The 19,851-nt window shown below is 74.5% G+C and carries 20 protein-coding genes; 6 read left to right on the top strand and 14 right to left on the bottom strand.

The window, feature by feature from the left end:
- The first annotated feature begins 23 nt into the window (after window positions 1-23).
- From ACFV1W_RS03735 to mug, 5 genes are all read left to right on the top strand, one after another.
- The gene (locus ACFV1W_RS03735; RefSeq protein ID WP_380412749.1) at window positions 24-1,337 is read left to right on the top strand and encodes an MFS transporter; all 1,314 of its coding nucleotides are present in this window, start codon (window positions 24-26) and stop codon (window positions 1,335-1,337) included.
- Window positions 1,338-1,571: 234 nt separating this feature from the next.
- The gene (locus tag ACFV1W_RS03730) at window positions 1,572-1,706 is read left to right on the top strand and encodes a hypothetical protein (RefSeq protein WP_380412747.1); all 135 of its coding nucleotides are present in this window, start codon (window positions 1,572-1,574) and stop codon (window positions 1,704-1,706) included.
- Between the two features lie 131 nt (window positions 1,707-1,837).
- Window positions 1,838-2,917, top strand: coding sequence for a M24 family metallopeptidase (locus tag ACFV1W_RS03725; protein ID WP_380412831.1), 1,080 nt, complete (start codon window positions 1,838-1,840; stop codon window positions 2,915-2,917).
- A 139-nt stretch (window positions 2,918-3,056) separates the two neighbouring features.
- Window positions 3,057-4,055 (top strand): phosphatase PAP2 family protein, encoded by a 999-nt coding sequence (locus tag ACFV1W_RS03720; protein WP_380412746.1) that lies wholly within the window; start codon window positions 3,057-3,059, stop codon window positions 4,053-4,055.
- A 17-nt stretch (window positions 4,056-4,072) separates the two neighbouring features.
- Window positions 4,073-4,615, top strand: a complete 543-nt coding sequence (gene mug, locus ACFV1W_RS03715; RefSeq protein WP_380412745.1) for a G/U mismatch-specific DNA glycosylase — start codon at window positions 4,073-4,075, stop codon at window positions 4,613-4,615.
- A gap of 92 nt (window positions 4,616-4,707) precedes the next feature.
- Here mug and ACFV1W_RS03710 read toward each other — a convergent pair whose 3' ends face one another.
- From ACFV1W_RS03710 to ACFV1W_RS03700, 3 genes are all read right to left on the bottom strand, one after another.
- On the bottom strand, window positions 4,708-5,667 hold the full coding sequence (locus ACFV1W_RS03710; RefSeq protein ID WP_380412743.1) for a M48 family metalloprotease: 960 nt from the start codon (window positions 5,665-5,667) through the stop codon (window positions 4,708-4,710).
- Between the two features lie 3 nt (window positions 5,668-5,670).
- Window positions 5,671-6,096 (bottom strand): BlaI/MecI/CopY family transcriptional regulator, encoded by a 426-nt coding sequence (locus tag ACFV1W_RS03705; RefSeq protein ID WP_030284173.1) that lies wholly within the window; start codon window positions 6,094-6,096, stop codon window positions 5,671-5,673.
- A gap of 136 nt (window positions 6,097-6,232) precedes the next feature.
- Complete coding sequence (locus ACFV1W_RS03700; RefSeq protein ID WP_380412742.1) at window positions 6,233-7,144, bottom strand: DMT family transporter; 912 nt, start codon at window positions 7,142-7,144, stop codon at window positions 6,233-6,235.
- On the opposite strand from ACFV1W_RS03700, the gene ACFV1W_RS03695 reads away from it, so the two are divergent.
- On the top strand, window positions 7,143-8,597 hold the full coding sequence (locus ACFV1W_RS03695; RefSeq protein ID WP_380412740.1) for a PLP-dependent aminotransferase family protein: 1,455 nt from the start codon (window positions 7,143-7,145) through the stop codon (window positions 8,595-8,597). The two genes, ACFV1W_RS03700 and ACFV1W_RS03695, sit on opposite strands and share 2 nt — an antisense overlap.
- Before the next feature lie 55 nt (window positions 8,598-8,652).
- On the opposite strand, the gene htpX is transcribed toward ACFV1W_RS03695, so the two are convergent.
- The 11 genes from htpX to ACFV1W_RS03640 form a co-directional block, all read right to left on the bottom strand.
- Complete coding sequence (gene htpX, locus ACFV1W_RS03690) at window positions 8,653-9,516, bottom strand: zinc metalloprotease HtpX (protein ID WP_380412738.1); 864 nt, start codon at window positions 9,514-9,516, stop codon at window positions 8,653-8,655.
- A gap of 175 nt (window positions 9,517-9,691) precedes the next feature.
- Window positions 9,692-11,269 carry an NADH-quinone oxidoreductase subunit N gene (locus tag ACFV1W_RS03685; protein WP_380412829.1) on the bottom strand — a complete coding sequence of 526 codons (1,578 nt, stop codon included), beginning with the start codon at window positions 11,267-11,269 and terminating at the stop codon, window positions 9,692-9,694.
- Between the two features lie 56 nt (window positions 11,270-11,325).
- Window positions 11,326-12,954, bottom strand: a complete 1,629-nt coding sequence (locus tag ACFV1W_RS03680) for a NuoM family protein (protein WP_380412737.1) — start codon at window positions 12,952-12,954, stop codon at window positions 11,326-11,328.
- A gap of 53 nt (window positions 12,955-13,007) precedes the next feature.
- Window positions 13,008-15,068 (bottom strand): NADH-quinone oxidoreductase subunit L, encoded by a 2,061-nt coding sequence (locus ACFV1W_RS03675; protein WP_380412735.1) that lies wholly within the window; start codon window positions 15,066-15,068, stop codon window positions 13,008-13,010.
- Window positions 15,065-15,442 (bottom strand): NADH-quinone oxidoreductase subunit NuoK, encoded by a 378-nt coding sequence (nuoK, locus tag ACFV1W_RS03670; RefSeq protein ID WP_380412734.1) that lies wholly within the window; start codon window positions 15,440-15,442, stop codon window positions 15,065-15,067. The genes ACFV1W_RS03675 and nuoK overlap by 4 nt, the downstream gene beginning before the upstream one ends.
- Window positions 15,442-16,155: an NADH-quinone oxidoreductase subunit J gene (locus ACFV1W_RS03665; protein WP_380412733.1), complete on the bottom strand. Its 714-nt coding sequence runs from the start codon at window positions 16,153-16,155 to the stop codon at window positions 15,442-15,444. Before ACFV1W_RS03665 ends, nuoK begins: the two co-directional genes overlap by 1 nt.
- Window positions 16,152-16,709, bottom strand: coding sequence for a NuoI/complex I 23 kDa subunit family protein (locus tag ACFV1W_RS03660; RefSeq protein ID WP_380412731.1), 558 nt, complete (start codon window positions 16,707-16,709; stop codon window positions 16,152-16,154). The genes ACFV1W_RS03665 and ACFV1W_RS03660 overlap by 4 nt, the downstream gene beginning before the upstream one ends.
- Window positions 16,706-17,665 carry an NADH-quinone oxidoreductase subunit NuoH gene (gene nuoH, locus ACFV1W_RS03655; protein WP_380412730.1) on the bottom strand — a complete coding sequence of 320 codons (960 nt, stop codon included), beginning with the start codon at window positions 17,663-17,665 and terminating at the stop codon, window positions 16,706-16,708. The genes ACFV1W_RS03660 and nuoH overlap by 4 nt, the downstream gene beginning before the upstream one ends.
- Window positions 17,662-18,756, bottom strand: coding sequence for an NADH-quinone oxidoreductase subunit C (locus ACFV1W_RS03650; protein WP_380412728.1), 1,095 nt, complete (start codon window positions 18,754-18,756; stop codon window positions 17,662-17,664). The genes nuoH and ACFV1W_RS03650 overlap by 4 nt, the downstream gene beginning before the upstream one ends.
- On the bottom strand, window positions 18,753-19,397 hold the full coding sequence (locus tag ACFV1W_RS03645) for an NADH-quinone oxidoreductase subunit B (protein ID WP_380412726.1): 645 nt from the start codon (window positions 19,395-19,397) through the stop codon (window positions 18,753-18,755). The genes ACFV1W_RS03650 and ACFV1W_RS03645 overlap by 4 nt, the downstream gene beginning before the upstream one ends.
- A complete protein-coding gene (locus ACFV1W_RS03640; protein ID WP_380412724.1) occupies window positions 19,388-19,804 on the bottom strand; it encodes an NADH-quinone oxidoreductase subunit A in 417 nt (138 codons plus the stop codon). Before ACFV1W_RS03640 ends, ACFV1W_RS03645 begins: the two co-directional genes overlap by 10 nt.
- Between the last annotated feature and the right edge of the window lie 47 nt (window positions 19,805-19,851).

Below are 19,851 nucleotides of genomic sequence, written 5' to 3'. Positions count from 1 at the left end.
GGTGCGAGCGATGGGGGTCGGACGTGACGGGGCACACCACGGCGACGGACGGGCAGGCAACGGACGGGCACGCGCCGGACGGGCATGCGCCGGACGACGGGAAGGCCGACGCTCCGCCGCCCGTACCGCTGCGGCGCAACCTGCGCTTCCAGGCCCTGTGGACCGGCCAGTCCTGCGCGACCCTCGGCATGCGGATCGGCGAGACCGCCTTCCCCCTGCTGGTGCTCGCACTCACCGGCTCCGCCACCGCCGCCGGGGCCTTCGGCGCGGTCGAGATGGCCACCACCCTGCTGCTCGGCGTCCACGGCGGCGTGATCGCCGACCGGCGGGACCGCCGCCGGGTGCTGCTCGTCGCCGACACCGCCCGACTGCTGGCCTTCGCCAGCGTCCCGGCGGCGCTCGCCCTCGGCCGGCCGTCCCTGGTCCACCTCCTGGTGGTCGCCGCCGTGATCGGCGCGACCGTCGCCTACACCGGCCCGATCCGGCTGCTGGCACTGCGTTCGGTGGTCGCGCCGGAGCAGCTGCCGCAGGCGCTCGCCCAGGACGAGGCCCGGATGAGCGGCGCCGCGCTGGCCGGTCCGCCGCTGGCCGGGTTCCTGTTCGGGCTCGGTCGCTCGGTGCCCTTCCTGGGCGCCGCGTTCGCTTCCCTGGTCTCACTGGTGTCCGCGCTGCTGGTGCGCTTCCCCAGCCCGGCCGCACCGCGGCAGCGGGAGAAGGGCGGCGCGCTGGCCGGCTTCCGCATCCTCGCCGCCTCCCCGCTGCTGCGCCCCGCCCTGGCCGTGCTGCTGGTGCTCAACCTGACCGGGGCCGCGTTGCTGCTGCCCGTCATGGTGCTGCTGCGCGAGCACGGCACCGGCAGCGGCGGGATCGGCCTGGCACTGGCCGGCGAGGCGGTCGGGGCGCTGGCGGGGACGCTGCTGGTCTCCCGGTTGCACCGGCTGGCGGGCCCCGGCGTGCTGCTGCTGGCCGTGGCCTGGACCGCCGTGCCGGTGCCGCTGGCGCCACTGCTGCCCGGCGGGGCGGTCACCGTCTTCGTCGCGCTGTTCGTGGTCGGCGCGGGTGCCCCGGCCCTGCGGGTGATGCTCGACCTGCTGGTCTTCCGTCAGGTGCCGGACGAACTGCGCGGCCGGGTGATCGCCGCGACCGTGACGCTGCTGACCGCCGGGATGCCCGCCGGGGCCTTCGCCGCCGGCCTGCTGCTGGACCACCTCTCCCCCGCCGTCGCCCTGGCCCCGATCGCCGGGGTGCTCGCCGCCGCGCTGCTGCCCGCGACCGCGAGCCGCACGCTGCGCGGCGCCGCCTGGCCCACCGCCACCGCGGCGGCGACGAACGGCTGACCGTCGGTCACCCGCACGGCCGTACGCCGCATGCGCGGGTCACGGCAACCGGGTGAACTGGCCGGGTACGGCCCGCCGCCACCGGAGCCCCTCCGGGCGGCGCCCGCGCAGCCGATCGGGCCGTACCGGAGGACCCGATGAGTTCCACGGACACACCCCCGCCCGGTCCTGAAGGGACCGCCGGCCCCGCCACCTCTCGATGACGATCTCCTACTGCCGTCGCTGCCGGCGTACGTGGCCTCGACCGTCGCGTACGCGGTGAACCCCCCGGCCGACGGCGGCCCGTACACCGTGATCACGATCGCGATGCCGCACCGGACCGGCGTCCCGGTCCCCCGGCGCTGGACGAAGGGCGCCGACAACCACTGACCCCGGTGCGGTCGAAGGATTCCGGAGAGCGTCGAGGGACGTCGAAGGAAGCCCAAGAAAGCAGTCCGTCCGGCCCCGAGGAGGGAAGAACCGTGCCCCGTCCGTTCACCACCGAGGACCACACCGCCCGGATGAGCCGGGCCACCGCCGAGGCGGCGGCCGCCGGGCTGGCCGGCCTGGTGGTCGCCCCCGGCCCCCACCTGACCTACCTGTGCGGCTACCAGCCCACCGCGATCACCGAGCGGCTCACCGCCCTCGTCCTCACCGCCGGGCGCCGGCCCGCGCTGGTCGTCCCCAAGCTGGCGCGGCCGGACGCCGAGAAGGCGGTCGGTGCCCCGGCCGTCGACCTGATCGACTGGTCCGACGGCGAGGACCCGTACGTCACCGCCGGCCCGCTGTTCGACCCGGCCGGGCGGTACGGCATCTCCGACGACGCCTGGGCGGTGCACCTGCTCGGCCTCCAGTCCGCGCTGCCCGGAACCGCCTTCACCTCGCTCACCGAGACCCTGCCGATGCTGCGCGCGGTCAAGGAGCCCGAGGAACTGGCACGGCTGGCCGCCGCCGGCGGCGCCGCGGACGCCGCCTACCGGGGCATCCTGGAGGTCGCCTTCGCCGGCCGCCGGGAGACCGACGTGGCCGCCGACCTCGGCGCGCTGCTCATCCAGTACGGCCACAGCCAGGTCGACTTCACCGTCGTCGGCTCCGGCCCCAACGGCGCCGACCCGCACCACGAGGCCGGGGACCGGATCATCCGCGTCGGCGACACCGTGGTGCTGGACTTCGGCGGCCTCAAGGACGGCTACTGCTCCGACACCGCCCGCACCGTGCACGTCGGCCCGGACGTCCCGGACGAGGTGCGGAGGGTGCACGACCTGGTCCGGCTCGCCCAGCAGACCGCCTTCGAGGCGGTCCGGCCCGGGGTGACCTGCCAGGAGATCGACCGGATCGCCCGCCGGGTGATCACCGAGGGCGGCTACGGCGAGTACTTCGTCCACCGCACCGGCCACGGCATCGGCATCACCACCCACGAGCCGCCGTACCTGGTCGAGGGCGAGGAGCGGCCGCTGGTGCCCGGCATGTGCTTCTCGATCGAGCCGGGCGTCTACCTGCCGGGCCGGTTCGGGGTGCGGATCGAGGACATCGTGACCGTCACCGCGAGTGGCGGGCGGCGCTTCAACAACACCCCGCACGAACTCGGCACCGTGGCCTGACCCGCAGGCGCCGCCTGCCCCGTCCGCCCGGTTTCGGGACCTTTGCCCGGCCGGATTTGACCCGACCGCGGGATTTTCTTACGGGCCGGTCATACTTCACCCAGAGTCCTTCAAGCTTCCGTTGCTAGTTTCGGTGAGCATGACGAAGCTGCTCAGCCCGGCCCCACCGCCCCCGGTGCGGGCCGGACGACTGCGCCCCGTGACCGACCGCGACCGCCTGACCGGACTGTCGAGACTGCGGATGCTGGCCTGGCCGGCCTACCTGACCGCCTTCGTCTGGTTCCTGACCACCCAGGGCATGGCCTTCGCCAACGACGTGGTGTTCCTCTGGCTGATCGGCGCCCTGCTGACCGCCGCCGTCCACAGCGGCCACGGCCGGCTCGGCTTCCTCCTGGTGCTGCGCGACTGGGTCCCGGTGATGGCCGTGGTCTGGGTCTACTCCCTGCTGCGCGGCTACGGCGCCCACACCCCCTGGGCCCCGCACTGGCTGCCCCAGCTGCGCGCCGACGAGGTGCTCGGCTCCGGCGAGACCTGGACCGTACGGCTCCAGCACGCGCTCTACGCCCCGGGCTCACCGCACTGGTACGACTACGCGGCGACGGCCGTCTACCTCTCCCACTTCCTCGTGGTCTTCGTCCTGCTCGCCGTGCTCTGGCGGCGCGCCCACGAGCGCTTCCGGCAGCTGCTCGCCTGCTACTTCACGCTGACCTTCGCGGGCTTCGCCACCTACCTGCTCTACCCGGCCGACCCGCCGTGGCTGGTCGCCCAGCAGGGCGACCTGCCGCCGCTGCACCGGGTGGTCTGGGAGACCATCTCCACCATGGGCCTGCCGCAGGCCGACTCGCTGCTGGAGAACGGCAGTCAGTTCGCCAACGACGTCGCCGCGATGCCCTCGCTGCACTCCGCCTACCCGGCGATGCTGCTGTTCCTGTTCTGGCCGACCGCCGGGCGCAAGCTGCGGGCGCTGCTGGTCGCCTATCCGCTCGCGATGGCGTTGACCCTGGTCTACGGCGCCGAGCACTTCATCGTCGACGTCCTCATCGGCTGGACGTACGCGGCCGTGGTGGTCCTCGGCCTGCGCGTGCTGCGCGACCGCCGCACGGCGCGGGCGGCGGCCACGGCAGACTTGGCCGGGTGAAGCCGACACCGCCACCGATGAAGCCGACCCCCGAGCAGCTGCTGGCCGCCCAGGACACCGTCATTCCGGACGTCACCGGGCCCGGGCTGCGGGTGCTGTTCTGCGGCATCAACCCGGGCCTGTGGTCCGGCGCCACCGGGCACCACTTCGCCCGCCCGGGCAACCGGTTCTGGCCCGCCCTGCACCGCTCCGGCTTCACCGGGCGCCAGTACCGCCCGGACGAGCAGGGCGAGCTGCCCGCCCTCGGCCTCGGCATCACCAACGTCGTCCCGCGCACCACCGCCAAGGCGGACGAGCTCACCGCCGAGGAGCTGCGCGCGGGCGGCGCTGCGCTGCGCGAACGCGTGCTGCTGCTGCGGCCCCGCGTCCTCGCGGTGCTCGGCATCGGCGCCTACCGGACGGCCTTCGGCAAGCGGCAGGCCACGATCGGCCGCCAGCCGGAGGGCATCGGCGACACCGAGGTGTGGGTCCTGCCCAACCCGAGCGGCCTCAACGCCCACTACACCCTGGACGCGCTGGCCGCCGAGTTCCGCAAGCTCCGTCGGAGCGTCGAGGACTGAGCGGCGCTCGGCCCGGCCGGCTCGGGCGCGTGGTGACGTGCCCGACGAAGCGGCTGGGCGGCACCGGCACGATGATCGTCCGGACCCGGGCCCTACAGGGGAGTGACGGCCTTCAGCACCACCAGCAGGGCCACCGCCGCGTTGAGCGCGCACAGCGCCGAGGCCGCCGTACCGACTGCGGCGACCATCGCCGCCAGGCCCGCCGGGGTCTTGGCCGGCGGCCAGTTGCGGGCCGTCGGCACCGGGCCGAGCAGCGCCGCCACCCGGCGCGGCACCGGGCCGGGCTGGGCGGCGGCCGGGGCGGCGAAGGCCGCGAAGCCCGGCGCCGGGGCGGCGTGCGAGACCAGGGCCGCACGGGCCACCGCCCGGGCGGTGATCCGCCGGTCCCCGACCACCTGGGCCGACTCCTCGTCCGCCCACCGCTCCGCGCTGAACTCCACCGCCGCCTGGAGCGGCCGCAGGAAGGGGTTGACGCAGGCGGCGAGCTGGGTGGTCAGCAGGTAGCGGTGGTGGCGGTGGCGCAGGTGCGCCCGCTCGTGCGCCACCAACGCCTCCCGCTCGTCCTCGGCCAGGCCGTCCAGCATCGCGGTGGAGACCACCACCCGCCCGGGCGAGCCGGGCAGCGCGTAGGCGTACGGGCTGCGGTCCGGCAGCACCGCGAGACCCTCCTCCCCGGCCGGCCCCTCGGGCAGCCCGGTCAGTGCCCGCCGGGCCCGGGAGCGGACCCGCAGGTGCCGCAGGACCGTCCGGCAGCAGGTGAAGGCGACCAGCACCAGCAGCCACATCGCGGCCGTGCCGACCGTCTCGTGGTACGGCAGCGCGTGCCGCACCACCGGGTCCGACCAGCTGTCCGGCAGCGGGTTGCCCGGGATCTGCGCGGTGCCCACCACGCCGATCAGGCCCAGGCAGAGCACGCTGCACACCGCCATCACGGCGCTGATCACGGTCATCAGCCGGGTCGCACCGCGGGGGTGCAGGTGCTGCTCGGTCAGCCGGGCGATCGGCACCGCGGTCAGCGGCAGGATGAGCGGGAGGAAGACGAAGAAGCCCACGGATCAGCTCTCACGGTCGGCCGCTGCCGGATCCGCGGACGCGGCGTCCAGCAGCGCCCGCAGCAGTTCCTCGTCGTGCGGCAGCAGCGCGGTGACGAAGCTGGCGAGGACGGCGTCCCGGTCCGCCTCGCCGTCGAGCATCCGGCGCATCCGCAGCGCGGCCAGCCCGGCGGCGTCGGAGGAGGCCTGCCACAGGTAGGAGCGGCCGGAGCGGCTCCGGGAGACGGCGTTCTTGGCGTGCAGCCGGGACAGGATGGTCATCACCGTGGTGTACGCGAGATCGCCCTCCAGGCGTTCCTGGACCCACCCCGCGCTGGCCGGGCCGGGCGCCTGCTGGAGCACCGCCAGCACCTGCGCCTCCAGCTCGCCCTGGCCGCGCCTGCGGGCCGGCGCGTCCCCGGACGCCGGGGCGTGCCTCTCGTCTGCCATGACGGCCCACTCCCTCCGGATGCCGCGCCCCGGACCGACGCGCGGCGCGGGCTCATCCTAACGAGCGGCGGCTCCTCCGTACGGGCCGGTGCCAGGGTTCGCGGGCGCACGACGTCGCCGGGAACTCGGACACGCCCTAGACCCGGGCCCGCTGGGTGACCGCGATGCAGAGCAGCACCACCACCGCCGTCACCGGCGCCGCCACCGGCAGGTCCTCCCCCAGCAGCAGCACCGACCAGACCAGCGTCAGCAGCGGCTGGGCGAGCTGCAGCTGACTGGCCCTCGGCACGCCGATCGCGGCCATCCCCCGGTACCAGAGCACGAACCCGCCGAACTGCGAGACCGCCGCGATGTACGCCAGACCGGCCAGCGCCTTCACACCGGGGTGCACCGGCTCCGCGGCCAGCCCGTACCCGGAGGTCAGCAGCATCGCGGGCAGCGCGGCCACCACCGCCCAGGCGATCACCCGCGCGCCCGGGAGCTCCCGGGACAGCCGGCCGCCCTCCGCGTACCCGGCCGCGCAGACCAGCAGGCCGACGAACAGGTAGAGGTCGGCGAGGGTCGGCCGGCCGTGGCTCTGCACCAGGGTGAAGGCCAGCACGGCCGCGGCCCCGGCCAGCGCCGCCGCCCAGAACACCCGGGACGGCCGACGGCCGGTGCGCAGCGCCGCGACCACCGCCGTGGCCAGCGGCAGGACGCCGATGACCACCGCCGAGTGGGCGGTCGAGGAGGTCCGCAGGGCGAGCGTGGTGAGCAGCGGGAAGCCCGCCACACAGCCGGCCGAGACCACCAGCAGGCCGGGCCACTGCCGCCGCTCGGGCGGCGGGGCGGCGGTGGCCAGCAGGTACAGCCCGGCCAGCACCCCGGCCACGGCGCCGCGCAGCCCGGTCGAGGTCCACGGGCCGAAGCCGGTCAGGGACCATGCGGTGGCCGGGAAGCTGAACGAGAAGGAGGCCACCCCGAGGGCGGCGAGGGCGGTGCCGGAGGCTCGGTCGCGGTGCTGCGCTGCTACCGCCAACGAATGGGTAGCGCTATCCTGTTCCGTCATGAACGAGCGTAGCAGCGTGGCCGAACTCGCCGAAAGCCTGCGGCAGGAGGTCGAGCGCTACCCGGAGGGGCGGAAGCTCCCGTCCAGCCGGGCCCTGGTGGAACGCCACCAGGTCAGCCCGGGGACGGTCTCGCGCGCCATCGCGGTGCTGGTCGCCGAGGGGCTGGTGGTCTCCCGGCCCGGCGCGGGGGTGTTCCGGGCGGCGGCCTTCGCGGCGGCCCCGGGCGGCCGCGCGGCACCGGCCGCCCGCCCCGGCGACCTCTCCTGGCAGGAGGTCGCGCTCAGCACCGACTCCGGCCCGCGCGACCTGCTGGCCGCCCCGGTGTTCGCCACCCTCCGGGTGCCCCCGCCGGACGTCATCGACCTCAACAGCGGCTACCCGCACGCCTCCCTGCTGCCCGAGCGGCTGCTCGCCGCCGCCCTCGCCCGGGCCGGCCGCCGCCCCGGAGCCTGGGACCGCCCGCCCACCGACGGCCTCACCGAGCTGCGCGGCTGGTTCGCCCGCGACATCGGCGGCCACGCCGGGCCGATCAGCGCCGGGGACGTCCTGATCACCTCCGGCGGGCAGGGCGGCCTCACCGTCGCGATGCGCTCGCTGGCCGCGCCGGGCTCACCGGTGCTGGTCGAGTCGCCGACGTACTCGGGCATCCTCGCGGTCATCCGGGCGGCCGGGCTGCGGCCGGTGCCGGTGCCGATCGACGCCGACGGGGTCCGCACCGACCTGCTGGCGGACGCCTTCGAGTCCACCCGGGCGCGGGTGTTCGTCTGCCAGCCGCTGTTCCAGAACCCGACCGGGGCGGTGCTCTCGCCCTCGCGGCGGGCCGAGGTGCTGCGGATCGCCCGGGCGGCCGGGGCCTTCGTGGTCGAGGACGACTTCGCCCGGCTGCTCGTCCACGCGGACGCCCCGGCGCTGCCCCGCCCGCTCGCCGCCGACGACCGGGACGGCGTGGTGGTGCACCTGCGCTCGCTCACCAAGGCCGCCTCCCCCAACCTGCGGGTCGGCGCCCTCACCGCGCGCGGCCCGGCGCTCGCCCGGCTGCGGGCCACCCAGGTGGTGGACAGCTTCTTCGTGCCCCGGCCGCTGCAGGAGGCGACGCTGGAGCTGGTCGCCGATCCGGCCTGGGCCCGCCACCTGCGCACCCTCGGCGCCGAACTGCGCGACCGCCGAAACGCCGCCGTCGCCGCGCTGCACCGGGAGCTGCCCGGCGTGCTCGACGCCTACCGGCCCGGCGGCTACCACCTGTGGCTGCGCTTGCCGGACGGCACCGACGACGACGCCCTCGCCGCCACCGCCCTGCGGGCGGGCGTCCAGGTCACCCCCGGCCGCCCGTACCACGCCGCCGAACCCCCGGCCCCGCACCTGCGCCTCAGCTACGCCGCCGCCGACAGCCCGGCCCAGGTGGCGGAGGGCGTCCACCGCCTGCGGACGGCGTACGACGGGCTGGCGACCTGAAAGGCCCGCGCGCGCTGTTACCGCCGGTGCCCCGCCCTGCCCTGCGCAGCGGCCCTCACCGCCGGTACCCCGCCATCCGCTCCAGCCGGGCGATCCGCTCGGCCATCGGCGGGTGGGTGGAGAACAGCCGGGTGCCGGCCTCGCCCGGGCGGAAGGGGCTGGCGATCATCATGTGGCTCGCGGTCTGCAGCTGGGGCTCCGGCGGGAGCGGCAGCTGGCGGGTGCCGGCGTCGAGCTTGCGCAGGGCGCCGGCGAGGGCCAGCGGGTCGCCGGTGATCCGGGCACCGTCGGCGTCGGCCTGGTACTCGCGGGAGCGGCTGACCGCCATCTGGATCAGCCCGGCGGCGATCGGCCCGAGGATCATGATGGCGAGCATCCCGAACAGCCCCGGACCGTCGTCGTCCTCGTCCCGGCCGAACGGGATCAGCCAGGCGAAGTTCACCAGGAACATCACCACCGAGGCCAGCGCCCCGGCGACCGAGGAGATCAGGATGTCCCGGTTGTAGACATGGCTCAGCTCGTGCCCGAGCACACCCCGCAGCTCGCGTTCGTCCAGGATCTGCAGGATGCCCTCGGTGCAGCAGACCGCCGCGTTGCGCGGGTTGCGGCCGGTGGCGAAGGCGTTCGGGGCCGGGGTCGGGGAGATGTAGAGCCGGGGCATCGGCTGGCGGGCCGAGGTGGAGAGCTCGCGCACGGTCCGGTACAGCCCGGGGGCCTCGAACTCGCTGACCGGGCGGGCCCGCATGGCCCGCAGGGCGATCCGGTCGCTGTTCCAGTACGCGTAGGCGTTGGTCCCGAGGGCGACCAGCAGGGCGATCACGAAGCCGGTCCGGCCGAAGAAACTGCCGATCACCAGGATCAGCGCCGAGAGGCCACCGAGCAGGACGGCGGTCCTCAGTCCGTTGTGCCGGCTGTGCACGTCAGGCCCTCCAGTGGTGCGGTGGGGAAGCCCTTTCCGCCTCGTCCCTCTTGCCCGGTCAACGGGTGGGGCCGGGGACCTTGTTCCCTTGTGACCGACGCGACACCGCCGCGACACCGCCGCACCACCCGGAGGGCCCCAGGGCCGAGGGCTCGCGCTCGGCCCGGGCCCGGGCTCAGAACAGACTGCCGCCGGCGACCTGGAGGACCAGCTGCGGGGCGACCGACAGCACCACCGCCGCCGAGGCGGTGAGCCCCAGCGTGGCGGTCAGGCTGACCGGCAGCCTCGGCTCGGCGCCGTCCGCGACCGCGGCCGGGTCCGCCGCCGGGTCCGCCGGGGCGAACAGCCGGGCCGTCCACATCAGGTAGTAGTAGAGGGCGACGACCACGTTGACGGCCATCACCACGGCCAGCCAGCCCAGCCCGGCGTCCACCGCCGCGCGGAACACCACGACCTTGCCGAACAGGCCGATCACGCCCGGCGGCAGCCCGGCCAGGCAGAGCAGGAAGAAGGCGAGGGCGAGCGCCGTCCAGCGGTTGCGGGCGAACAGGCCGCGGAAGTCGTCCACGCTGGTCCCGGCCCGGCGGCCGACCGCGGCGACCACTCCGAAGGCGCCGAGGTTCACCACGCCGTAGATCAGCGCGTACGCGGCGGTCGCGCCGAGCGGGTCGGCGCCGGTGGGCGCGTACCCGGCGGCGGCGAGCGGCACCAGCAGGTACCCGGCCTGGCCGACCGAGGACCAGGCGAGCAGCCGCACCGCGCTGTAGCGGGTGTCGAAGCGCTGCCGCAGCGCGCCGACGTTGCCGACGGTCATGGTGGCGGCCGCCAGCACGGCGAGCACCAGCCCCCAGGTGTGGGCGTACGGGCGGAACGCGATGGTGGTGGCGAGCGCCAGGCCGGACAGGCCGGCCGCCTTGCCGACCACCGAGAGGTAGCCGGCCACCGGCAGCGGGGCGCCGGTGTAGGTGTCGGGCACCCAGAAGTGGAACGGGACGGCGGCGACCTTGAAGGCGAAGCCGACCAGGGTCAGCACCGCCCCGGTCTCGGCCAGCGGCTTGAGCCGGCCGGGTGCGTGCTCCAGGCCCTGGGCGACGGCGCCGAGGTGCAGGCTGCCGCCGGCCGCGTAGACGAAGCCGATGCCGAGCAGCATCACGGCGGTCGCCGTCACCGAGGAGACGAAGAACTTGAGCGCGGCCTCCGCGCCCCGGCCGTCCCGGCGCAGCGCGACCAGGGCGAAGGCGGGCAGCGAGGCGACCTCCAGGGCGATCACCATGGTGGCGAGGTCGCGGGAGGCGGGCAGCAGCGCGGCGCCGGTGGCACTGGAGAGCAGCAGGAACCAGTACTCGCCGCCCGGCAGCCCCGCGGCGGAGCCGCCGGTCGACGCCGCGCGGTCGACGGTGTGCATCGACAGCAGCGCGGCGATCAGCGCGCCGCCGAGGGCGAGCAGCTGGAACACCAGGGCGAAGTGGTCGGCGACGTAGGAACAGCCTGCGCTGTCAGTGGCCCCTGCTACGTTCCGGACACAGAAGGTCGCTCGGGGTGACCCGCCGGTCAGCGGAAGGAGTGCGACGAGGGCGAGGGCGAGTCCGGCCGCGGTGAGGCGGCCGAGCCACTTCCTGTGCCGTTCGGACAGGAACAGGTCGGTGACCAGCACGGCGAGGGCGGCCACGGCGGCGATCAGCGGGGGCGCGATCGCCGCCCAGTCCACGGACTGGATCAGGCTGCCCGGGTTGGCTACGGCGAGGGAGGTCACAGTGTGCTGCCCCGTGAAGTGAGGTCCGAGTGCGGCGGTGTGGGCTGCGAGCACGGTCAGCCACCTCCGAGGAGGTGCTTGACGGCAGGGTCGGAGAGGCCGAGCAGGAGGGCGGGCCAGAGGCCGGCCACCAGCGTGAGCGCGGCCAGCGGCGTCCAGCTGACGGCCTCGTACGGGCGCAGGTCGGGCAGCCGGTCCACTGGTGCGGGCTGCGCGGGGTCGCCCATGCAGACGCGCTTGACCACGATCAGCAGGTACGCGGCGGTGAGGAGGGTGCCGAGGCCGGCCAGGACCATGTAGGTGACGAAGGCGGGGCGCGACAGGCCGGCGGCCGGGTCGAAGGCGCCGAACATGGCGAGCACCTCGCCCCAGAAGCCGGCCAGCCCGGGCAGGCCGAGGCTGGCGACGGCGGCGAAGGCGAGCAGCGCGCCGATCCGGGGTGCCCGCCCGTACAGGGCGGCGCCGGTGGCGCCGGAGAGGGTGTCGAGGTCGGCCGTGCCGTAGCGGTCCTTGAGCGCGCCGACGACGAAGAACAGCAGGCCGGTGATCAGACCGTGGGCGATGTTGGCGAACAGCGCGCCGTTGACGCCCACCGGGGTGAGGGAGGCGATGCCCAGCAGCACGAAGCCCATGTGGCCGACGGAGGAGTAGGCGATCAGGCGCTTGAGGTCGCCCCTGGATCCGGAGCCAGAGGGCGCGGAGCGCTTCGACAGAAGGGTGGCGGTGGGCGACGGGAGGGCCAGCGCCAGGCAGGCCAGCGAGCCGTAGACGATGCCGACGGCGGCGAAGGCGCCCAGGTAGGGGGCGAGTGTCGCGGTGCCGTCCGGCACGACCGGCAGCAGGACGCGGACCAGGCCGTACGTGCCCATCTTCAGCAGCACGCCGGCGAGCAGCACCGAGCCCACCGTCGGGGCGGCGGTGTGCGCGTCGGGGAGCCAGCTGTGCAGCGGCCAGGCGGGGGCCTTGACCGCCAGTCCGACCATGATCGCCAGTGCGGCGATCACCTGGGTGGTGTGGCTCAGGCCGTTGCCGTGCGCGGCGGCCAGCGCCTGCATGTCGAAGGTGCCGGCCTTGCTGCCGACCAGCAGGAAGCCGAGCAGCATCACCGCCGAGCCGAGCAGCGTGTAGAGGATGAACCGGTTGGCGGCCGGGGTCTTCGCACCGCTCCCCCAGCGGGCGATCAGGAAGTACATCGGGATCAGCACGATCTCGAAGGCCAGGAAGAAGAGCAGGAGGTCCAGGACCGCGAAGGTGGCGAGCATGCCGACTTCGAGGAGCAGGAACAGCCCGACGAAGGCCTGCGCCGTGGGACGGTGCTCGTCAGGGGCTCCGCCCCGGGCGCCCCCGTCCGGCAGCCGCTTCTCCGAGTACAGCGCGCAGAGGAAGGTGAGCAGCGCGGTCAGCACGACCAGCGGCAGCGAGACGCCGTCCACCCCGAGGTGGAAGCGCACGTGCAGGGCCGGGATCCAGGACACGTCGGTGGTGGCCTGCATCCGGGCCGGCGAGCCGTGGTCGAAACCGGCCGCGAGGGCGACGGAGACCAGGAACACCGTGCCGGTGACCACGGAGTTCAGTCGCAGCGCCCGCCGGTCGGCGACGGCCCGGTCCGGCCCGAACACCGGCGCCAGGGTGAGCGCGGCGCCGAGCAGTGGCAGCACCAGGAGGGCGATGAGGACCGCGTTCATCGGGGACTCCCAGCGGCGGTGAACGGGACGGGGGTGGAGGACAGCGGCACCGGCTACACCGCCACCAGGACGGCGAGCAGGACGACCCCGGCGAGCAGCGCGCTGAGGTAGGTCTGCGCGTTGCCGGTCTGCGCGAGCCGGACGGCCCGGCCGAGCAGGTTGGCGCCGATCCCGCTGCCCTGGACGTAGCCCTCGACGACCTCGCGGTCGAGGAAGCGGACCAGCTGGGCGGCTGCGGCCACCGGGCGGACGAACAGCACGTGGTACAGCCGGTCGACGCCGAAGCCGTGCCGGGCCGGGCCGAACAGCGGGCCGAGCAGGGTGCGCCCGGGGTCGGCGACGATCACCTCGGCAGCCGGGGCCCCGCCCTGCTCGGGCACCCGGCCGACGGCGGCCGGGGCGGGACGGCCGGTGGCCAGCCGCGCGGTGGCCGAGCGCCAGGCGCCGTAGGCGGCGAGCACCCCGACCACGGCGAGCCCGACGCCGGTCACGGCGGTGACGCCGGCGGGGCGCAGCGAGCCGCCGTCCAGCAGCGCGGGCAGCCAGTCCGGGCGCAGCCCGGCGACGCCGAAGCCCATGGTCGGGACGGCCAGCACCCAGAGCGGCCAGCGCATCGCGGGCGGCTCGGCGGTGGCCGGGTCGGCCTCGTCCAGCTCGGGCGAGTACGGCGCGTCGGGCTCGTGGTCGGCCACCACCGTCGCCCGGTCGGCAGCGGGCAGCACCTCCGGTGCCGCCGCGGCCGCACCGGCCGGGCTGTGGAAGGTGACCAGGAACAGCCGGGTGGCGTAGGCGCCGGTGAGCAGCGCGGTGAGCCCGGCCGAGATCAGCACGATCCAGCCGGCCGCCTGCGGCACCCCCGAGACCGGGCCGAGCCCGTTGGTCAGCGCCTCGCCGTTGGCGGCGTGCTCGGCGGCGGTCAGCACCGCCTCCTTGCTGAAGAAGCCGGAGAACGGTGGCAGCCCGACCAGCGCGACCAGCGCGATGCCGGTCGTCCAGTAGGCGTCCGGCACCCGCTTGCGCAGCCCCGGGATCCGGGACATCGCGGAGATGGAGTTGGTGTGCGCGGCGTGGATCACCACGCCGGCGGCCAGGAACAGCAGCGCCTTGAACGCGCCGTGGCTGACCAGGTGGAACACCGAGGCCTCGCGGTCGCCGCTGGCCAGCGCTCCGGCCATGTAGCCGAGCTGGCCGACGGTGGAGTAGGCGAGCACCCGCTTGAGGTCGTCCTGGGCGAGCGCGCACAGCGCCGAGCCGATCATCGTCACGGCGGCCATCACGGCGAGCACGACCAGGGCCGCACCCGACTGCAGGAACACCGGCATCAGCCGGGCCACCAGGTAGATGCCGGCCGCGACCATGGTGGCGGCGTGGATCAGCGCGGAGACCGGCGTGGGGCCGGCCATCGCGTCCGGGAGCCAGGTGTGCAGCGGGAACTGGGCGCTCTTGCCCGCCACGCCGGCGAGCAGCAGCAGCGCGACCAGCGTCGGGTGGCCGAGCCTGCCCTCGCCCGCGGCCGCCAGCACGTCCGGGATCCGGAAGCTGTGGGCGTTCGCGCCGAGCAGGAAGATCCCGAACAGGAACGGCACGTCACCGAGCTTGGTGACCAGGAAGGCCTTGAGCGAGGCCGAGCGGGCGTCCGCGGTCTCCCAGTGGTGGCCGATCAGGAAGTACGAGCAGACGCCCATGACCTCCCAGCCGACCAGCAGCACGACCAGGTCGCCCGAGAAGACCACCAGGAACATCGCCGCGGTGAACAGCGAGACCAGCGCCGCGTACGAGGGGTAGCGCGGGTCCTCCTTCAGGTACGCGGTCGAGTAGACCTGGACGCAGGTGGCGACCAGGCCGACCAGCACGGAGATCAGCGAGCTGAAGCCGTCCAGGTGGACGGCCAGCGAGATGTCCGGGCCACCGGTCGGGGTGAGCCGGGTGGCCGCGTCCAGGGTCTGGCCGGTGCCGAGCTGGAGGGCGACCACCAGGGCGAGCACGGCCGAGACGGCGACCGGGACGATCGCCAGCGGCCGGGTCAGCCCGGGCGCCTTCTTGCCGGTGGCCAGGGTCGCGGCGGCCCCGAGCGCGGGCAGCGCGGGGACGAGGACGGGCAGGGCGAGGTTCATGCGGTGGCCCGGCCCTTCAGTGCCTCGGCCGCGGCCGGCTCCTCCTCGACGGTGGCGTACGGCTCGGCCGGGTCGCCGAGCGCGGTGGCCCGGTCGATGTCCGCGGTGCCCCGGGTCCGGAACAGCAGCAGGACGATGGCGAGCCCCAGCCCGACCTCGGCGGCGGCGACGGTGATGGTGAACAGGGTGAGCGCCTGCCCGGCGTGCAGCGAGTCCCGCAGCCAGGCGTCGAAGGCGACCAGGTTGAGGTTGACGGCGTTGAGCATCAGCTCGACGGACATCAGCACCAGGACGGCGTTGCGCCGGGCGAGGACGCCGTACACGCCGACGCTGAACAGCAGCGCGGAGAGGACGACGGGGTAGGCGAGGTGCATCAGCTCTCCTCCGTCACGGACCGCGCGGACGGCGCGGACGGGTCGGCGGCCTCCGGAGCGGTGCGGGGCGCGGTCGCGGCGACGGTCCCGTTCGACCCGACCGGCCGACCGGCCCGCAGCTTGCCCGCCCGCGGCGCCGGCACCCGGCGCCGGGACCCGCGGGACAGCACGATCGCGCCGACCAGCGCCGCCAGCAGCGGCACGGACAGCGCCTCGAAGGGCAGCACCCAGTTCCGGAACAGGCTGGCGCCGGTGACGGCGGCCGAGCCGCCGCCCGCGCCGAGGTCGATCCAGGAGGTCCGGAAGGCGTCGACGACCAGCGTCACCAGCGTCCCGGCCGAGGCCAGTGCCACGACCAGCGCGACCCAGCGGTTCTTCGAGTCGGCGTCCGGCGAGCGCCCGATCGGCGCCTTGGTGAGCATCAGCCCGAACAGCACCAGGACGACCACCGAGCCCAGGTAGATCAGCACCTGCACCCAGGCGATGAACTCCGCCGTGAGCAGCAGGAACTCCACCGCCAGCCCGCCGAGCGCGACCACCAGCCAGAGCGCGGCGTGCACCAGCTGCCTGGTGGTGACGGAGACGACCGCCGAGCCGAGCACCGCGATGCCGACCAGCAGGAAGACGATCTCCTGGCCGGTCGGGGACAGGAACGAACGGGCGGCCGGCTCCAACGAGCCGGTCGCCGCGAGGAGCGTGGCAGCGCCCGTCATGCGTCGTCACCCTCCTCCTCGGCGGCGGCCGCAGCCGCAGCCGCCAGCTTGTCCGCCGCCTTGCGCGCGGTGGTGATCTCCTTGGGCTCCTCGGCCGCCGGGTCCAGCGCCGGCGGCGCCGGGACGGTCCACATCCACTCCCGGAGCTTCTCCCGCTCGTGGGTCAGCTCGTGGATGTCGGTCTCCGCGTACTCGAACTCCGGCGACCAGAACAGCGCGTCGAAGGGGCACACCTCGATGCAGATCCCGCAGTACATGCAGAGCGAGAAGTCGATGGCGAACCGGTCCAGCACGTTGCGGGTGCGGGCCCGCGCGTTCGGCTCGGCGGCCGGCAGCGTCTCCTTGTGGGAGTCGATGTAGATGCACCAGTCCGGGCACTCGCGCGCGCAGAGCATGCACACCGTGCAGTTCTCCTCCAGCAGCGCGATGACGCCGCGCGAACGCGGCGGCAGCACCGGCTGCACGTCGGGGTACTGCGCGGTGACGCTCTTCTTCGTCATCGTCCGCAGCGTCACGGCCAGGCCCTTCGCCAGACCGACACCGGGAAAACTCATGAGATCGCCACCTTGATGATGCCGGTGAGGGCCAGCTGGACGAGCGCGAGCGGGATCAGCCCCACCCACGCGAAGCGCATCAGCTGGTCCTCGCGCAGGCGCGGGTAGGTGACCCGCAGCCAGATGACCACGAAGGCCAGCGCGAAGGTCTTGAGGAGCATCCACAGCCAGCCGAGCTGGTCGGCCATCGGCCCGTGCCAGCCGCCGAGGAAGAGCACCGCCGTCAGCGCCGACACCACCAGGATGCCCACGTACTCGGACAGCAGGAACAGGGCGAAGCGCAGACCGGTGTACTCGGTGTACGCGCCGAAGATGATCTCCGAGTCGGCGACCGGCATGTCGAACGGCGGCCGCTGGAGCTCGGCCAGGCCGGCCGTGAAGAACACGAAGGCGCCGATGATCTGCCAGGGCAGCCAGTACCACTGCCAGGCGTCCAGGATCCCGGGCAGCGACAGGGTGCCCGCGGCCATCGCCACCGAGGCCGCCGCGAGCACCATCGGCAGCTCGTAGGACATCAGCTGCGCGGCCGTGCGCAGACCGCCGAGCAGCGAGAACTTGTTCGCCGAGGCCCAGCCGGCCATCAGCTTGCCGATCACGCCGACGCCCATCACGGCCAGCACGAAGAACAGCCCGGCGTCGATCGCCTGGCCGACCAAGCCGTTCGGCCCGACCGGGATCGCCAGCAGTACGAACAGGTACGGCAGCAGCGAGACGGCGGGCGCCAGCTGGAAGATCCGGCGGTCCGCCCCGGCGGGGACGATGTCCTCCTTCTGCGCGAACTTCACGCCGTCGGCGACGAGCTGCGCCCAGCCGTGGAAGCCGCCCGCGTACATCGGGCCGAGCCGGCCCTGCATGTGCGCCATGACCTTGTGCTCGGTCTGGCCGATGACCAGCGGGAAGACCAGGAAGACGACGAGGGTGGCGACGCAGCGGAGCACCGTGTCGAGCAGGTTCACGCGCCGTCTCCGTCCTGGTCGGCCGCTCCGGCCGAGTTCTGGTCCTTCTCCGTCGCCCCGCCCGGTTCCGCGACCGGGGGCTCCTCGGCCGACGGCTCCTCGGCCGACGGCTGCTCCGCCGGAGGCTTCTCGTCGTGGGCCGGCACCGGGTTGTGCCAGGGCGCGTCGGATGACCGGGGCCGTGCCGGAGCCGCGGGCTCGGCCGGAGCCCCGGTGGCGGCCGGGGCCTCGTCGGCCGTCTGGCTGACCGACCCCTCGGACACCGACCGGGTCCGCCGCGGCCGGTCCGCCCGCACCGCCGGCGCACCCTCAGCAGCCGGAGCGGCCGGAGCGGCCGGAGCCTCGGCAGCGCCCTGGCTCGCCGACCCCTCGGACACCGACCGGGTCCGCCGCGGCCGGTCCGCCCGCACCGCCGGCGCACCCTCGGCACCGGCCGGTGCCGCTGCGGCCGCACCGGCCCGGGGCGTGCGAGCCGCCGCGCCCGCCGCCCGCGCACCGCGCGCGGGCCGCTCGGCGACCGGCGGCAGGGTGCCCTTGAGCGGCCCCCACTCGTTCGGGTCCGGCACACCGGCCGGCTGCATCTTGCGCCGGGCCGGCCCGCCGCCGTGGTCCGACTCGCCCGGCTCCTTGGCGCCCGGCCAGTCCTTGGCGACCCGCGCCGCGAGCACGAACTCCTTGCGCAGCGGGTGCCCCTCGAAGCCGTCCGGCAGCAGCAGGGTGGCCAGGTACGGGTGCCCGGGGAAGTCGATGCCGAACATCTCGTGCGTCTCGCGCTCGTGCCAGGCGGCGCCCGCGTACACCGCGACGGCGCTGGGCAGCGCGGCGCCGTCGCGCGGCACCCGGGTGCGCAGCGCGAGGTGGCGCACCCCCGGCGCCTCGGCGGCGGCCAGGTGCGCGACCACGGAGAAGCCCTCGGCGAGCTCGTCGACGGCGCTCAGCCAGTCGAAGAAGCCCAGGCCCAGCACGTCCCGGGCGCTGGTGAGCGCCTCGATCCAGCGCTCGGCCGGCACGTCGACGGTGATCAGCCCGTACGCCTCGGCGCCGGTCGCCCACTCCCCGACCGACGCCGCGTACTGCTCAGGCGTGGTCACGAGACCCCTCCCTCGGACGAGTCGGCCGAGGGCCCCGGCACCAGCGGACGGCGCAGCGCCGCCGCGGGCGCGGCGTAGCGGCCGGGCAGGGACTCGGCGGCGATCTTCTCCTGCAGCTTGAGGATGCCCTGGAGCAGCGCCTCCGGCCGCGGCGGGCAGCCGGGCACGTAGACGTCGACCGGGATGATCTGGTCCACGCCCTTGGTGACGGAGTACGAGTCCCAGTACGGGCCGCCGGAGTTCGAGCAGGCGCCGAAGGAGATGACGTACTTGGGCTCGGGCATCTGCTCGTAGAGGCGCTTGACGGCGGGCGCCATCTTGTCGGTGACCGTCCCGGAGACGATCATCAGGTCCGCCTGGCGGGGGCCCGGCGCGAACGGGATGACGCCCATCCGGATGAAGTCGTGCTTGGCCATGGACGCGGCGATGAACTCGATCGCGCAGCAGGCCAGGCCGAAGTTGAAGCACCAGAGGCTGTAGCGGCGGCCCCAGTTGAGCACGACCTTGACCGGGTCCGGCGCGAGCCGGGCCAGCGGGCCGAGGCCGCGGCGCTCGACGGCGCCGGGGTGCGCGGGGTCGGGCAGTCCGAGCGGGACGGGACCGCCCTGGGCACCGTGCGAGTGGGTGTGCGTCACGTCCATTCCAGAACGCCCTTCTTCCAGGCGTAGAGCAGTCCGACCGCGAGGAAGCCGATGAAGAGGAACATCTCGATCAGCGTTCCGGCGCCGTACCCGGCACTGGCGAAGACGGTCGCCCACGGGAACAGGTAGATCGCGTCGACCGCGAAGATCACGTACAGGAAGGCGTACACGTAGTAGCGGATCTGGGTGTGCGCCCAGTCCTCGCCCACCGGGTCCACCCCGCACTCGTAGGCGAGCAGTTTCTCCGGCGAGTACACCACCGGCCGCAGCAGGCGGTTGGCGGTGAACGCCACGGTGACGAAGAGCACCCCGACGACGGCCAGCAGGCCCATCGCGGCGTACGCGTCGAAGTAGCCGCTGCCGACCGCCGGGTCGGCCGCGACGGCAGCCGTCTGCTGCCACTCCATGCCTTCGCCTCCACCTCGGCCGCGAATCCGCCCTCAAGACAGTTCTA

The organism is Kitasatospora sp. NPDC059648, from assembly GCF_042734825.1.
Classification (GTDB): Bacteria; Actinomycetota; Actinomycetes; order Streptomycetales; family Streptomycetaceae; genus Kitasatospora.
The sequence above is the reverse complement of the archived record's forward strand: the minus strand, read 5'-3'. Positions and strand labels throughout refer to the sequence as shown.